The sequence below is a fragment of the Citrobacter sp. R56 genome (assembly GCF_016811995.1).
GTDB classification, from domain to species: domain Bacteria; phylum Pseudomonadota; class Gammaproteobacteria; order Enterobacterales; family Enterobacteriaceae; genus Citrobacter_D; species Citrobacter_D enshiensis.
Window position 1 is genome coordinate 4,143,671 of record NZ_CP069159.1, and the last position, 15,428, is coordinate 4,159,098.

Annotated in this window: 13 protein-coding genes and 3 tRNA genes; 9 read left to right on the plus strand and 7 right to left on the minus strand. The window is 53.4% G+C overall.

Features of this window, described 5'->3' with window-relative positions; genetic code table 11:
• Window positions 1-111: 111 nt before the first annotated feature.
• The 4 genes from JM656_RS19505 to orn all read right to left on the minus strand — a co-directional run bounded on the left by JM656_RS19505 (window position 112) and on the right by orn (window position 1,162).
• A tRNA-Gly gene (locus JM656_RS19505) sits at window positions 112-187 on the minus strand.
• Between the two features lie 35 nt (window positions 188-222).
• Window positions 223-298, minus strand: a tRNA-Gly gene (locus tag JM656_RS19510).
• Window positions 299-333: 35 nt separating this feature from the next.
• Window positions 334-409: transfer RNA gene (locus tag JM656_RS19515), tRNA-Gly, on the minus strand.
• Between the two features lie 207 nt (window positions 410-616).
• The gene (gene orn, locus JM656_RS19520) at window positions 617-1,162 is read right to left on the minus strand and encodes an oligoribonuclease (protein ID WP_192610815.1); all 546 of its coding nucleotides are present in this window, start codon (window positions 1,160-1,162) and stop codon (window positions 617-619) included.
• Window positions 1,163-1,268: 106 nt separating this feature from the next.
• On the opposite strand from orn, the gene rsgA reads away from it, so the two are divergent.
• The 3 genes from rsgA (at window position 1,269) to mscM (ending at window position 6,730) form a co-directional block, all read left to right on the plus strand.
• A complete protein-coding gene (gene rsgA, locus JM656_RS19525; protein ID WP_192610814.1) occupies window positions 1,269-2,321 on the plus strand; it encodes a small ribosomal subunit biogenesis GTPase RsgA in 1,053 nt (350 codons plus the stop codon).
• A gap of 95 nt (window positions 2,322-2,416) precedes the next feature.
• A complete protein-coding gene (gene asd, locus JM656_RS19530) occupies window positions 2,417-3,385 on the plus strand; it encodes an archaetidylserine decarboxylase (RefSeq protein ID WP_203359181.1) in 969 nt (322 codons plus the stop codon).
• Window positions 3,386-3,403: 18 nt separating this feature from the next.
• Window positions 3,404-6,730, plus strand: coding sequence for a miniconductance mechanosensitive channel MscM (gene mscM / locus JM656_RS19535; RefSeq protein ID WP_203359182.1), 3,327 nt, complete (start codon window positions 3,404-3,406; stop codon window positions 6,728-6,730).
• 45 nt (window positions 6,731-6,775) lie between these two features.
• Here mscM and yjeM read toward each other — a convergent pair whose 3' ends face one another.
• Window positions 6,776-8,278, minus strand: a complete 1,503-nt coding sequence (gene yjeM / locus JM656_RS19540; RefSeq protein WP_203359183.1) for a glutamate/gamma-aminobutyrate family transporter YjeM — start codon at window positions 8,276-8,278, stop codon at window positions 6,776-6,778.
• 206 nt (window positions 8,279-8,484) lie between these two features.
• Window positions 8,485-9,462 (minus strand): elongation factor P--(R)-beta-lysine ligase, encoded by a 978-nt coding sequence (gene epmA / locus JM656_RS19545; protein ID WP_203359184.1) that lies wholly within the window; start codon window positions 9,460-9,462, stop codon window positions 8,485-8,487.
• 322 nt (window positions 9,463-9,784) lie between these two features.
• On the opposite strand from epmA, the gene frdA reads away from it, so the two are divergent.
• The 6 genes from frdA (at window position 9,785) to JM656_RS19575 (ending at window position 14,963) form a co-directional block, all read left to right on the plus strand.
• Window positions 9,785-11,575 (plus strand): fumarate reductase (quinol) flavoprotein subunit, encoded by a 1,791-nt coding sequence (gene frdA / locus JM656_RS19550; RefSeq protein ID WP_203359185.1) that lies wholly within the window; start codon window positions 9,785-9,787, stop codon window positions 11,573-11,575.
• On the plus strand, window positions 11,568-12,302 hold the full coding sequence (gene frdB / locus JM656_RS19555) for a fumarate reductase iron-sulfur protein (RefSeq protein WP_203359186.1): 735 nt from the start codon (window positions 11,568-11,570) through the stop codon (window positions 12,300-12,302). The genes frdA and frdB overlap by 8 nt, the downstream gene beginning before the upstream one ends.
• A gap of 10 nt (window positions 12,303-12,312) precedes the next feature.
• On the plus strand, window positions 12,313-12,708 hold the full coding sequence (gene frdC / locus JM656_RS19560) for a fumarate reductase subunit FrdC (protein ID WP_203359187.1): 396 nt from the start codon (window positions 12,313-12,315) through the stop codon (window positions 12,706-12,708).
• A gap of 10 nt (window positions 12,709-12,718) precedes the next feature.
• Window positions 12,719-13,078, plus strand: a complete 360-nt coding sequence (frdD, locus tag JM656_RS19565; RefSeq protein ID WP_203359188.1) for a fumarate reductase subunit FrdD — start codon at window positions 12,719-12,721, stop codon at window positions 13,076-13,078.
• Between the two features lie 143 nt (window positions 13,079-13,221).
• Window positions 13,222-14,367: a CMY2/MIR/ACT/EC family class C beta-lactamase gene (gene ampC / locus JM656_RS19570; RefSeq protein ID WP_203359189.1), complete on the plus strand. Its 1,146-nt coding sequence runs from the start codon at window positions 13,222-13,224 to the stop codon at window positions 14,365-14,367.
• A 65-nt stretch (window positions 14,368-14,432) separates the two neighbouring features.
• The gene (locus JM656_RS19575; RefSeq protein WP_203359190.1) at window positions 14,433-14,963 is read left to right on the plus strand and encodes a lipocalin family protein; all 531 of its coding nucleotides are present in this window, start codon (window positions 14,433-14,435) and stop codon (window positions 14,961-14,963) included.
• Here the strand turns inward: JM656_RS19575 and sugE are convergent.
• Complete coding sequence (gene sugE / locus JM656_RS19580; protein WP_203359191.1) at window positions 14,960-15,277, minus strand: quaternary ammonium compound efflux SMR transporter SugE; 318 nt, start codon at window positions 15,275-15,277, stop codon at window positions 14,960-14,962. The two genes, JM656_RS19575 and sugE, sit on opposite strands and share 4 nt — an antisense overlap.
• Window positions 15,278-15,428: the final 151 nt, after the last annotated feature.

The window sequence follows — 15,428 nt, forward strand, 5'->3', positions numbered from 1 at the left end:
GAATAATACCCTGACCTGTGGATAAGTCTGTTTACAAGAGTGTGTCAGAAGCAAAAGAAATCGTCCCCAACGTGATAACGCGTTGTGGATAATTTTATTGAGATAAGAATTTGGAGCGGGAAACGAGACTCGAACTCGCGACCCCGACCTTGGCAAGGTCGTGCTCTACCAACTGAGCTATTCCCGCTTGGGTGGTGCGTATCTTGCGATACTTTCAAATTTTGGAGCGGGAAACGAGACTCGAACTCGCGACCCCGACCTTGGCAAGGTCGTGCTCTACCAACTGAGCTATTCCCGCTTGGGTGGTGCATATCTTGCGATACTTTCAAATTTTGGAGCGGGAAACGAGACTCGAACTCGCGACCCCGACCTTGGCAAGGTCGTGCTCTACCAACTGAGCTATTCCCGCAAATTTGTTGCTGTCGTAATTTGCATTTCTGCGTCGTTACGGGAGGCGCATTATACGAGAAATCCTTCCAGCTGCAACCCCCCTAAAAGCGATTTTTTTATTTTTTTGTTCAAGTGCCGAATTATTCGCCAAAGCGCACAATTTAGCGGCAAAACAGCCATGACGCAAGTTCGTTGGCCGGATATCTGCGTTATCCGGCCCACACAATTACAGCTTAATAAAATGCTCGCGGTAATACGCCAGTTCCGCCACCGACTCACGGATATCATCCATCGCCTGGTGTGTACCCTGCTTGGTAAAGCCATCCAGAATTTCCGGCTTCCAGCGACGCGCCAGCTCTTTCAACGTACTCACATCCAGATAGCGGTAGTGGAAGTACGCCTCCAGTTCCGGCATGTATTTAAACAGGAAGCGACGATCCTGTCCGATACTGTTACCGCAAATAGGCGATTTTCCGGCAGGTACCCACTCTTTCAAAAATTCAATCGTCGCCAGTTCGGCTTCACGGTCGCCCACGGTACTTGCCTTCACACGATCCACCAGACCACTTCCGGTATGGGTACGCACGTTCCAGTCATCCATCAGCGCCAGTTGTTCATCGGACTGATGCACTGCAATCGTCGGCCCTTCTGCCAGGATGTTCAGGTTGGCATCGGTCACCAGTGTCGCGATCTCAATGATGCGATCGCGCTCGGGATCCAGCCCCGTCATTTCAAGATCTATCCAAATGAGGTTGTTTTCATTGGCACTCATGCTATTTTCCACCCTTCAGAGGTCACGTTCAGTGTGACTATAATCATCTAAAATAGCGTGTATCATAGATGTTTTGCCCACAATGGGCGACCAGGAGCCAGTACGATTGAGTAAAAATAAACTCTCCAAAGGCCAACAGCGCCGCGTGAACGCCAATCACCAGCGTCGTCTTAAAACGTCCACGGAGAAGGCCGATTACGATGACAATCTGTTTGGCGAAACCGCTGAAGGCATTGTCATCAGCCGTTTTGGTATGCATGCCGACGTCGAATCCGCCAACGGTGAAGTACACCGTTGTAATATTCGTCGAACCATCCGTTCGCTGGTCACTGGCGATCGCGTAGTCTGGCGTCCAGGAAAAGCGGCGGCGGAAGGCGTAAACGTCAAAGGCATTGTCGAAGCCGTGCATGAACGTACCTCGGTGCTAACGCGCCCTGACTTTTATGACGGCGTAAAACCCATTGCCGCCAACATCGACCAAATCGTCATTGTCTCCGCCATTTTGCCGGAGCTGTCGCTTAATATTATCGACCGGTATCTGGTGGCTTGCGAAACGTTACAGGTTGAACCGATTATCGTGCTCAACAAGATCGATCTGCTGGACGATGAAGGCATGGCCTTCGTTAACGAACAGATGGATATCTATCGCAACATTGGCTATCGCGTATTGATGGTATCAAGCCATACAAACAATGGCCTGAAACCGCTTGAAGAGGCATTGACCGATCGTATTAGCATTTTTGCTGGTCAGTCGGGCGTAGGCAAATCCAGTCTGCTCAATAACCTGCTCGGCTTACAGGAAGAGATCCTGACCAACGATGTCTCCGACAACTCCGGTCTTGGACAGCACACGACCACCGCTTCTCGCCTGTACCACTTCCCGCACGGCGGCGATGTCATCGATTCCCCCGGCGTTCGTGAGTTTGGGCTGTGGCATCTTGAACCGGAACAAATCACCCACGGCTTTGTCGAATTTCATGACTATTTAGGGCATTGCAAATACCGCGACTGCAAACATGACGCGGATCCAGGCTGTGCTATCCGTGAGGCCGTAGAGAAAGGGACGATCGCCGAGACCCGCTTCGAAAATTATCATCGGATTCTGGAAAGCATGGCGCAGGTAAAAACGCGTAAAAACTTTTCTGATTCGGATAACTGACAACTAAGCTAAGCGTCGCTAGAATCGTCCCCCTTTTTCAGGATCCGGCGCGTATGCCGGATCAGGAACGACAAAACAATGGCCTGGAGGCTACCTTGTTAAACTCATTTAAACTTTCGCTACAGTACATTCTGCCGAAACTATGGCTCACTCGCCTGGCGGGTTGGGGCGCAAGCAAACGGGCGGGATGGCTGACCAAATTGGTTATCGACCTGTTCGTGAAGTACTACAAGGTCGATATGAATGAAGCACAGAAGCCGGACACCGCCAGCTATCGCACGTTTAACGACTTCTTTGTACGTCCGCTGCGTGACGATGTACGCCCGGTAGATACTGACCCGAACATTCTGGTGATGCCGGCAGACGGCGTGATCAGCCAGTTAGGTCGCATCGAAGAAGACAAAATTCTGCAGGCCAAAGGACATAACTACAGCCTCGAGGCGCTGCTGGCCGGTAACTATCTGATGGCAGACCTGTTCCGTAACGGTTCGTTTGTCACCACTTACCTCTCCCCGCGCGACTATCACCGCGTACACATGCCGTGTAACGGTATTCTGCGTGAAATGATTTACGTGCCGGGCGATCTGTTCTCCGTCAACCATCTGACCGCGCAAAACGTCCCGAACCTGTTTGCCCGTAACGAGCGTGTCATTTGTCTGTTTGATACCGAATTTGGCCCGATGGCGCAGATCCTGGTCGGCGCAACCATCGTCGGTAGCATTGAAACCGTATGGGCCGGAACCATCACGCCGCCACGTGAAGGCGTAATCAAACGCTGGACCTGGCCTGCGGGCGAAAGCGAAGGTTCTGTTGCGTTGTTGAAAGGCCAGGAAATGGGTCGCTTTAAGCTGGGCTCCACCGTCATCAACTTGTTTGCGCCAGGTAAAGTGAATCTGGTAGAGCAACTGCAAAGTCTGTCTGCGACCAAAATTGGTCAACCGCTGGCCACATCTACCGAGATGTTCACGCCGTCAGACGTGGTAACTGCGCCGGTTGCACAAACGGAGATCGCCGCAGAACACGACGCCAACCCGCCAGTTGACGACAAAACAGAACAAAGCTAACAACAAAGGTAGACTGACGTGCGCCTGATTATCACTTTTCTGATGGCCTGGTGCCTCAGCCAGGGGGCGTACGCCGCGACGGCCCCCGACGCCAAACAAATCACCCAGGAACTGGAGCAGGCAAAAGCGGCGAAACCCGCCCAGCCAGAGGCCGTCGAGGCACTCCAGTCTGCGCTGAACGCGCTTGAGGAACGTAAAGGCTCCCTCGAGCGCGCCCAGCAATACCAGCAAGTCATCGACAATTTCCCAAAGCTGTCTGCGACATTACGCGCCCAGCTTAATAACCTGCGCGACGAACCACGCAACGTCCCACCGGGGATGTCCACCGAGGCGCTGAACCAGGAGATCCTCCAGGTCAGCAGTCAATTGCTGGATAAAAGCCGCCAGGCTCAGCAGGAGCAGGAACGCGCCCGGGAAATTGCCGACTCGCTGAACCAGCTTCCGCAGCAACAAACCGATGCCCGTCGCCAGTTGAACGATATTGAACGACGACTCGGCACCGTTAGCGGCAACACCCCGCTGAATCAGGCGCAAAATTTTGGCATGCAGGCCGAATCCGCCAAACTGAAAGCCCTGGTGGATGAACTCGAGCTGGCGCAGCTTTCAGCAAATAATCGTCAGGAACTGGCGCGTATGCGCTCTGAACTGGCGGAAAAGCAGAGCCAACAGCTTGACGCTTATCTGCAAGCCTTACGCAATCAATTAAACAGCCAGCGCCAACGCGAAGCCGAACGCGCGCTGGAGAGTACCGAACTGCTGGCGGAAAACAGCGATGGTCTGCCCACAGGTATCGTCGATCAGTTCAAAGTAAACCGGGAACTGTCGCAGGCGCTCAACCAGCAAGCGCAGCGCATGGATCTGGTGGCCTCACAGCAGCGTCAGGCCACCAGTCAGACCCTGCAGGTACGCCAGGCGCTCAATACACTGCGGGAACAGGCACAATGGCTGGGCGTCTCCAATATGCTTGGCGAAGCGCTACGCGCCCAGGTTTCACGCCTGCCGGAAATGCCCAAACCACAGCAGTTAGATACGGAAATGGCGCAGCTACGTGTGCACCGTATGCGCTATGAAGACCTGCTCAATAAGCAGCCTCAGCTGCGTCAGATTCATCAGGCTGACGGCAAGCCGCTCACCGCTGAACAAAACCGGATTCTGGACGCGCAGCTGCGCACCCAGCGCGAGTTGTTGAATTCCCTGCTACAGGGGGGAGACACGCTGATCCTTGAGTTGACCAAGCTGAAAGTCTCCAACAGCCAACTGGAAGATGCGCTCAAAGAGGTCAACGAAGCGACGCACCGCTACCTGTTCTGGACTTCCGATGTGAGTCCGATGTCGCTCTCCTGGCCAATTGAGCTTGTTCAGGATCTACGTCGGCTGATTTCACTGGATACCTTTAACCAACTTGGCAAGGCCAGCATCATGATGCTGACCAGTAAAGAGACGCTGCTGCCGTTGTTTGGCGCGCTGATCCTGGTCGGTTTTAGTCTTTACTCGCGTAAGCACTTCACCCGCTTTCTGGAACGTTCATCCGCCCGGGTTGGAAAAGTCACCCAGGATCACTTCTGGCTAACATTACGCACCGTATTCTGGTCAATATTAGTCGCTTCACCGCTTCCGGTGCTGTGGGCCACATTAGGGTTTGGACTGCGGGAAGCGTGGCCTTACCCGCTGGCTGTTGCGATAGGCGATGGCGTCACCGCCACCGTCCCCCTGCTGTGGGTGGTGATGATTTGCGCCGCCTTCGCGCGTCCAAACGGGTTGTTTGTGGCGCACTTTGGCTGGCCACGTCACCGCGTGGCGCGCGCAATGCGCTATTACCTGATGAGTATCGGGTTCATCGTGCCGCTCATTATGGCGTTGATTATGTTTGATAATCTTAATGACCGGGAGTTCTCCGCCTCATTGGGACGCCTGTGCTTCATGTTAATTTGCGGAGCGCTGGCGATAGTGACCCTCAGCCTGAAACGTGCCGGTATCCCGCTGTATCTCGATAAAGAGGGCAGCGGCGAAAACATGGTCAACAGAATGCTGTGGAACCTGCTGATGGGCGCGCCGCTGGTCGCGATTTTTGCTGCCGTCGTGGGCTATCTGGCGACCGCGCAAGCATTGCTGGCACGACTGGAAACGTCGGTCGCCATCTGGTTCTTGCTGCTGGTGATTTATCACGTCATCCGCCGCTGGATGCTGATTCAGCGCCGCCGGTTAGCGTTTGATCGCGCAAAACACCGCCGCGCCGAAATGCTGGCGCAGCGCGCGCGGGGTGAAGAAGAACAAGCACATTCGACCAGCCTTGAGGGAACCGTGGAGGTCGATGAAAGCGAAGTGGATCTCGACACCATCAGCGCCCAGTCACTGCGCCTGGTGCGTTCTATTCTGATGCTCATCGCGCTGTTATCGGTCATCGTGCTGTGGTCGGAAATCCATTCCGCCTTTGGCTTCCTTGAGAACATCTCGCTGTGGGATGTCACGTCCACGGTGCAGGGCGTAGAGAGCCTGGAGCCGATCACACTGGGCGCCGTATTAATTTCGATTCTGGTGTTCATTATCACCACCCAGCTGGTCCGTAATTTGCCTGCGCTGCTGGAACTGGCGCTGCTCCAGCATCTGGATTTAACGCCAGGTACAGGCTATGCCATCACCACCATTACCAAATATCTGCTGATGCTGATTGGCGGACTGGTCGGTTTCTCAATGATTGGGATTGAGTGGTCAAAATTGCAGTGGCTGGTTGCGGCACTCGGTGTTGGTCTGGGTTTTGGTTTGCAGGAAATCTTCGCCAACTTTATCTCAGGCCTGATCATTTTGTTCGAAAAGCCGATTCGTATTGGCGATACGGTAACCATTCGCGACCTGACAGGCAGCGTGACGAAAATCAATACCCGCGCGACCACTATCAGCGACTGGGACCGTAAAGAGATCATCGTGCCTAACAAGGCGTTTATCACCGAACAGTTTATTAACTGGTCGCTATCTGACTCTGTAACGCGCGTGGTGCTGACCATTCCGGCGCCTTCCAGCGCGAACAGCGAAGAGGTCACGCAAATTCTGCTGACGGCGGCGCAGCGCTGCTCGTTGGTTATCGACAACCCGGCGCCGGAAGTGTTCCTGGTCGATCTCCAGCAAGGGATTCAGATCTTCGAGTTGCGTATTTATGCCGCAGAGATGGGGCACCGTATGCCGCTGCGTCATGAAATCCACCAGCTCATTCTGGCGGGCTTCCATGAACACGGTATTGATATGCCATTCCCACCGTTCCAGATGCGCCTGGAAAGTTTGAACGGTACGAGGACAGGTAAAACGCTGACGTCTGCGGGTAAAAAGGGTCGTCCGGCGGGGAGTTTGTAAGCGTTAAAAATGCCGGGCGACACTAGTGCTGGCCCGGCATCCCTATTACTCCGTCACCCACTGCGGCAGTTTTTCCATCCGACGGGTGTAGTTCTGGTAAATCATCATCGCCAGTAACGAGAAGAACACCGGACCGCCTGTCATCCATAAGGCGCTATTCCAGTCCCCTGCTTCAATCACTGGCTGAATGATGGTGAACACATTGGCAAACGCCACCACCAGCACAACCGTCCCGGTTGCCAGTAGTGTAGAAACCTTCGTTTTGAAGATCACAAACGGTCGTTCCAGCCCCTCACGAAACTTGAAGAAGGGAAACGCCAGCGCGAGGAACAGATACGGCAGCGTCATCGATACGTTGGCCATCAGCGTCAGTTTGTTATAAAACGCCGATGCGGTATCACCGCCAAAAGAGACCAGCAGAATAAACAGGCTGACCAACAGACACTGCGCCCACATCGCATTGGCGGGCATCCCTGTCGAATTCAATTTCGTGACGGACGCAGGCCACAGCGCTTTCGGCGTCCCCTGAATAATCGCTTTCAGCGGTGAATAGCTCAATGTGAAGAAGGCGCCGGTATAGGCAAGAAACATCGAGAGCCCGGTAATGCGGGCAAACCAGACGCCCAGGGTCATTGCCGCCTCCGGTGAGAGATGCAGCGCATTGCCCAGCGTCATCCCCAGGCTTTCCATCAGAATGTAAGTGATATTGCCGAGGTTCACCGAACCATTACTTAATACCTGCTGCCAGTTCGTACTGGCACCCCACAAAAATATCGCCAGAGAATAGCCGATTGAAATCACAATGGCCGCAAAGATAATTCCTTTGGCAAAATTTTTTTCCGGTTTTTCTGTTTTATCGACCAGACCACCAACGGCTTCAATACCGCCGTAAGCGAAAATAGCGAAAACAACAAACGACAACATTGCCAGACCGGACTGATATCCAGGATTCGGTGAGGCGACAAAATTAATATCTTGCGCAAAATGCCCACCATTTAATAACAAAATAGCGACACTCACCAACAGAAAAACTAAATTAAGGCACATCACGGCAATACCGCCTACTGCGGTAATACGCGCAATTTTGTTAATCCCTCTGGCGGCAATGCCCGTCACCAGAATCATCCATCCTACGGCGAGCAGCCCAACAACCTGGGTAGGCTCAAGCCCGGCAAACTGCCAGTGCTGCGTCATGTCTGCGCCAAACAAGAATGTCGAGAAAGGAACCCAAATTTTAGCTGCGGTACTCACCATCCAGATAATATAGGAGGAGAACCACATAAAGGTACCGATAAATGCGTAGCGTGGCCCAACGCTATTATTCATCCACGAGTATATTCCACCCTCTTCTTTTCGATAAGCGGAACCCATCTCGGCCATCATTAATGCAAAAGGAATAAAGAATAAAAGTGCAGAAAAAATATACCACGGGATGGCGCTATACCCCATTAAATAAAAAGCGGAGGGGCTATTTGCGAAACCAAAAACTGACGTAAATATCATCAGAATGAGGCCAATCAGGCTCATTTTTTTTATTGTTTGGGGCATTAAAATCTTCCTCACCGGGGAGAACGTTTTTCAAACGCCGCTCACCCATTTGCGCTGCCCCCTGTAGAGGTCAGCAATACGTAAATCAAAACAGGATTAAGGCCGGAACGATAGCAGATATCCAGAACCAAATTGTGGCTATTAGAGGTAAAATGAACGTATAGGCTGCAAAGCGGCGATTTAACCGCCGCCTTGCAGAAGGGCCGTTATGCGCGGTCGACGGTGAAAGCAATCACGTCTGCAAGGCTTTCAGCCCCTAATGCCAGCATCACCAGACGATCCACACCCAACGCCACACCGGAGCAATCCGGCATACCCACTTTTAAGGCTTCGAGCAAATTCGTGTCGATCGGCTGCTGCGGCAGGCCGCGCGCCGCACGCTTACGGTTGTCTTGTTCAAAGCGTTGCTGCTGTTCGCGAGCGTCCGTCAACTCATGGAAACCATTCGCCAGCTCAATACCTTTGAAATACACCTCAAAACGTTCAGCCACGCGATGATCTTCAGTGCTGATTTGCGCCAGAGATGCCTGACTTGCCGGGAAATGGTACACAAACGTGGGCTTATCTTTACCAATATGCGGCTCGACGCCCATGGCAAACAGCAGTTGCAGCAACGTGTCCCTGTCTTCTTCTGTATCCGCGATATTGCTTAAATCCAGTTTGGCCGCGACTTCACGCAACTGGGTTTTATCTGCTGACAGCGGGTCAATTTCGAGATGGCGTTGAAACGCCTGCTGGTAAGAGAGGCTTTCTGCGGGCTGGCAATCGAGCACCTGTTGCAGCAGGTCATCCACTTCATTCATCAGGCGGTACATATCGTAGTGAGGACGATACCACTCAAGCATGGTGAATTCCGGGTTATGGTGCCGCCCCATCTCTTCATTACGAAAACTACGGCATAGCTGAAAGACCGGACCGCATCCCGCCACCAGCAGGCGTTTCATGTGGTATTCCGGGCTGGTCATCAGGTAGAGGTTCATCCCCTGCGAATGACCAGGTCCAACGAAACGCGTCTCAAACGGGAACAAATGAATGTCTGTTACCGTCGCCTGACTCATGCAAGGCGTCTCAACCTCAAGCACTCCGCGATCGGCAAAGAAACGACGAATTTCCGTCATAATTGCCGCACGTTTCAACAGATTGGGGATGGACGCGCTCGGCTGCCAGGTGGCCGTTTCGCTCATGGTTCTTTCTCCGATATATGACAAGGGCACGAAGTCTACTCGTAACCTGTCAGGGAGACAAATTTAGTGCGGGAGCGCCTTATGTGGAATCGAGGGTTAAAAAACTGAAGATGGGTGCTTTAGTAATTAAATTAATCAGAATCAATGATAATTAGCGCCACTGATACGCTAAAAAAATCGAACACGTCAAATTTCCCTTCTATACCTGCGACTATACTACTGTACCTATAAAGGAGCAGTGGAATCGCATTCGCCATCCGCATATATCAGAGACTAAACTGACTGCGTGGTGGGCGAAATAACAACAATCTGGAGGAATGTCGTGCAAACCTTTCAAGCCGATCTTGCCATTATAGGCGCCGGTGGCGCGGGATTACGTGCTGCAATTGCTGCCGCACAAGCAAATCCCAACGCTAAAATCGCACTGATCTCAAAAGTGTACCCAATGCGCAGCCATACCGTTGCTGCCGAAGGTGGCTCTGCTGCTGTCGCGCAGGATCATGACAGCTTTGACTACCATTTTCACGATACGGTAGCGGGCGGAGACTGGCTGTGTGAGCAGGATGTCGTGGACTACTTTGTTCACCACTGCCCAACTGAAATGACGCAACTGGAGCAATGGGGTTGCCCGTGGAGTCGTCGTGAAGACGGAAGCGTCAACGTACGTCGCTTCGGCGGGATGAAAATTGAGCGTACCTGGTTCGCCGCGGATAAAACCGGCTTCCATATGCTCCACACCCTGTTCCAGACTTCCCTGCAGTTCCCACAAATTCAGCGTTTTGACGAACACTTCGTTCTGGACATCCTGGTAGACGACGGCCATGCCCGTGGTCTGGTCGCGATGAACATGATGGAAGGCACGCTGATGCAAATCCGTGCTAACGCGGTGGTGATGGCAACGGGCGGCGCTGGCCGTGTATACCGTTACAACACCAACGGCGGCATCGTAACCGGTGACGGTATGGGCATGGCGCTGAGCCACGGCGTTCCGCTGCGTGATATGGAGTTCGTTCAGTATCACCCGACCGGTCTGCCAGGCTCTGGTATCCTGATGACAGAAGGTTGCCGTGGTGAAGGCGGTATTCTGGTCAACAAAAACGGCTACCGTTATCTGCAAGACTACGGCATGGGTCCGGAAACCCCGCTGGGTGAGCCGAAGAACAAATACATGGAACTGGGTCCGCGCGACAAAGTTTCTCAGGCGTTCTGGCACGAATGGCGTAAAGGCAACACCATCTCCACTCCGCGTGGCGATGTGGTTCACCTCGACCTGCGTCACCTCGGCGAGAAAAAACTGCTCGAACGTTTACCGTTCATCTGCGAACTGGCAAAAGCCTATGTTGGCGTCGATCCGGTTAAAGAGCCAATTCCGGTTCGTCCGACCGCGCACTACACCATGGGTGGTATCGAAACCGATCAAAACTGCGAAAGCCGCATCAAAGGTCTGTTTGCCGTTGGCGAATGTTCCTCTGTGGGTCTGCATGGCGCCAACCGTCTGGGCTCTAACTCTCTGGCTGAACTGGTGGTCTTTGGCCGTCTGGCTGGTGAGCAAGCGATGGAACGTGCTTCTACGGCAGGTACCGCCAACAGCGCCGCGCTTGATGCGCAGGTTGCAGGCGTTGAACAGCGTCTGAAAGCTCTGGTGAACCAGGAAGGTAACGAAAACTGGTCGAAGATCCGTGATGAAATGGGTCTGTCCATGGAAGAAGGTTGCGGTATCTACCGTACGCCAGAACTCATGCAGAAAACGGTTGATAAGTTGGCTGAACTGCAGGAACGCTTCAAGCGCGTGCGTATTACCGACACCTCCAGCGTCTTCAATACCGACCTGCTGTATACCATCGAACTGGGCCACGGTCTGAATGTTGCTGAATGTATGGCGCACTCCGCTCTGGCGCGTAAAGAATCGCGCGGCGCGCATCAGCGTCTGGACGAAGGTTGCACCGAGCGTGACGACGTCAACTTCCTCAAACACACCCTCGCCTTCCGCGATGCTGATGGCACCACTCGCCTGGACTACAGCGACGTGAAAATCACCACTCTGCCGCCAGCGAAACGTGTCTATGGTGGCGAAGCGGAAGCAGCCGATAAGAAGGAGAAGGCGAATGGCTGAGATGAAAAATCTGAAAGTTGAGGTGGTGCGCTATAACCCGGAAGTGGATACCGCGCCGCACAGTGCTTTCTATGATGTACCTTATGATGAAACAACGTCGCTGCTGGATGCGCTGGGCTACATCAAAGATAACCTGGCACCAGACCTGAGCTACCGCTGGTCTTGCCGTATGGCGATCTGTGGCTCTTGCGGCATGATGGTCAACAACGTACCAAAACTGGCGTGCAAAACCTTCCTGCGTGAATACACCAACGGCATGAAGGTTGAAGCGCTGGGCAACTTCCCGATTGAGCGCGATCTGGTCGTCGACATGACGCACTTTATCGAAAGCCTGGAAGCCATCAAACCGTACATCATCGGTAACCCGCGCACACCGGATCAGGGTCCTAATACCCAGACTCCGGCGCAAATGGCGAAGTATCACCAGTTCTCCGGTTGCATCAACTGTGGTCTGTGTTACGCCGCGTGCCCGCAGTTCGGCCTGAACCCTGAGTTCATCGGTCCGGCGGCGATTACGCTGGCGCATCGTTACAACGAAGATAGCCGTGACCACGGTAAGAAGGAGCGTATGGCTCAGTTGAATAGCCCGAACGGCGTTTGGTCCTGTACTTTCGTGGGCTACTGCTCCGAAGTCTGTCCGAAACACGTCGATCCGGCTGCGGCCATCCAGCAGGGTAAAGTAGAAAGTTCGAAAGACTTTCTTATCGCGACCCTGAAACCACGCTAAGGAGTGCAACATGACGACTAAACGCAAAGCCTATGTGCGGCCAATGACGTCCACCTGGTGGAAAAAGCTGCCGTTTTATCGCTTTTACATGCTGCGCGAAGGCACAGCAGTGCCGGCAGTCTGGTTCAGCATTGAACTGATTTTCGGCCTGTTTGCCCTCAAACACGGCGCAGAATCCTGGATGGGATTCGTTGGTTTTCTGCAAAATCCAGTGGTGGTGATCCTCAACCTGATCGCCCTGGCTGCAGCCTTGCTGCATACCAAGACCTGGTTTGAGCTGGCGCCTAAAGCTGCCAATATCATCGTAAAAGACGAAAAAATGGGGCCAGAGCCGATCATCAAAGGTCTCTGGGCGGTTACTGCAGTTGCGACTGTAGTTATTCTGTATGTTGCCCTGTACTGGTAAGGAGTCCGGGATGATTAATCCAAATCCAAAACGCTCTGACGAACCCGTATTCTGGGGACTGTTTGGTGCAGGTGGTATGTGGGGCGCGATCATTGCGCCGGTCGTGGTTCTGCTGGTCGGCATTATGCTGCCACTGGGACTCTTCCCGGGCGATGCCCTGAGCTACGAACGTGTACTGGCCTTTGCACAAAGCTTTATTGGCCGCGCGTTCATGTTCCTGATGATCGTTCTGCCGCTGTGGTGTGGTTTACACCGTATGCACCACGCAATGCATGACCTGAAAATCCACGTGCCGGCTGGCAAGTGGGTGTTCTACGGTCTGGCTGCTATTCTGACCGTTGTGACGCTGATTGCTATCGTCACGCTCTAATTAGCACCATCGTTATTCCGGCCCGCCACTGGCGGGCCGTTTTATTTCTACCGTCTCTTACCCCTGTCATCATCGCAAATAGTGTAATCTACTGCCGTACTCTTCCCGGACATCCCCAGGGTCCTCTGTTACGGAAATACGCCATGATGAACAAAATCCTCTGCAGTGTGTTACTCCTTACTGCCTCCAGTTCAGTGCTTGCCACACCGCACACTGAGCAACACATCGCTGATGTTGTAAACCGCACCATTGCTCCATTAATGAAAGAGCAGGCGATTCCGGGCATGGCGGTTGCGGTGATTTACCAGGGCAAGCCGAGGTACTTTACCTGGGGTAATGCCGACATCGCCAAAAACCAGCCCGTCACCCCACAAACCCTGTTTGAACTCGGCTCCGTGAGTAAAACCTTCACTGGCGTGCTGGCGGGCGATGCTGTCGCTCGCGGTGAAATCAAACTCAGCGATCCGGCAACAAAATATTGGCCTGCGCTGAACGGTAAACAGTGGCAAGGCATCAGCCTGCTACATCTGGCGACCTATACTGCAGGAGGCTTACCGCTTCAGGTGCCGGATAGCGTGACGGATGAAGCCTCGCTGCTTCACTACTATCAAACCTGGCAGCCGGAGTGGGCGCCGGGCAGCAAACGTCTGTATGCCAATGCCAGCATCGGCTTGTTTGGCGCGCTGGCGGTTAAACCTTCCGGAATGAGTTACGAAGAAGCGATAACCACGCGCGTCTTCAAACCGCTAAAACTCGCACATACCTGGATTACCGTCCCCACGTCAGAACAGAAAGATTACGCCTGGGGTTATCGCGAGGGTAAGCCAGTCCATGTTTCACCCGGTCCGCTGGATGCAGAGGCGTATGGTGTTAAATCCAGCATTGAAGATATGGCAAGCTGGGTGCAGGCCAACATGGACGCCTCCCATATTCAGGACAAAACGCTGCAGCAAGGCGTGGCGTTAGCCCAGTCGCGCTATTGGCGTATTGGCGAGATGTATCAGGGGTTAGGCTGGGAAATGCTGAACTGGCCGGTAGAGGGCGAAACGGTCATCAAGGGTAGCGATAATAAGATCGCGCTGGCGGCGCTGACAGCCGTGGAAATTAACCCGCCCGCACCTGCAGTCAAATCCTCCTGGGTACATAAGACGGGATCTACCGGCGGCTTTGGCAGTTACGTTGCTTTTATTCCAGAGAAAAACCTCGGTATCGTGATGCTGGCGAATAAAAGCTATCCAAATCCTACGCGTGTCGCGGCCGCCTACCGGATTCTGGAGTCTCTGCAGTAACTGTTGCTGCCCACCCTTTCCTTGCTGTCATCTACACTTAACAGAAAACCAGCAAGGAAACTCCCATGCGTATCCTGCCTGTTATCACCGCGGTGACAGCCGCGTTTTTAGTGGTTGCTTGCAGCTCACCCACGCCGCCGAAGGGTGTTACAGTCGTCAATAACTTTGATGTGAAACGCTACCTCGGCACCTGGTATGAAATTGCACGCTTTGATCATCGCTTCGAAAGAGGACTGGAAAAAGTCACCGCCACTTACAGCCTACGCGATGACGGCGGCCTTAATGTGACCAACAAGGGCTACAATCCGGATCGGGAAATGTGGCAAAAAACGGAAGGAAAGGCCTGGTTTACCGGCGATCCCAGTCGGGCCGCGCTGAAAGTTTCGTTTTTTGGCCCGTTCTATGGCGGTTACAACGTCATCGCGCTTGACAGAGAATATCACCACGCACTGGTGTGCGGCCCGGATCGCGACTATTTGTGGATACTCGCGCGCACGCCGACCATTTCTGACGAAATGAAGCAGCAAATACTCGCCGTCGCGACCCGGGAAGGGTTTGATGTCAGTAAGTTAATCTGGGTGAAACAACCCCATTAATGGGCGCTGAGCTTCAGACCAATAATTCCCGCAACGATCAGCGTCAGGCTGGCCAGACGCATCGGGCTGGCGGATTCACCCAGTAAGATAATCCCGGTGATGGCCGCACCAACGGCGCCGATACCGGTCCAGATAGCATACGCAGTCCCAACTGGCAGGGTTTTCATTGCCCAGGAGAGCATCGCAATACTGACGACCATGGCGACGATGGTAATGACGCTCGGCGTCAGGCGGGTAAATCCGTGGGTATATTTGAGGCCAATCGCCCAGACAACTTCGAGCAGGCCAGCAATGAATAAAACAATCCAGGACATTTTAGGCTCCAGAGAGATGGGGCCGTCCCCGGTGAAAGATACGTTTGCAGGTCGTCCCACAAGCCGATGAATGAAAGGGTATTTTTGCCCGACAAAAAGTGAATTTCAATCTTTTTATTTCAGATCGCCTAAAAGCCTGAATTGGGTGCAA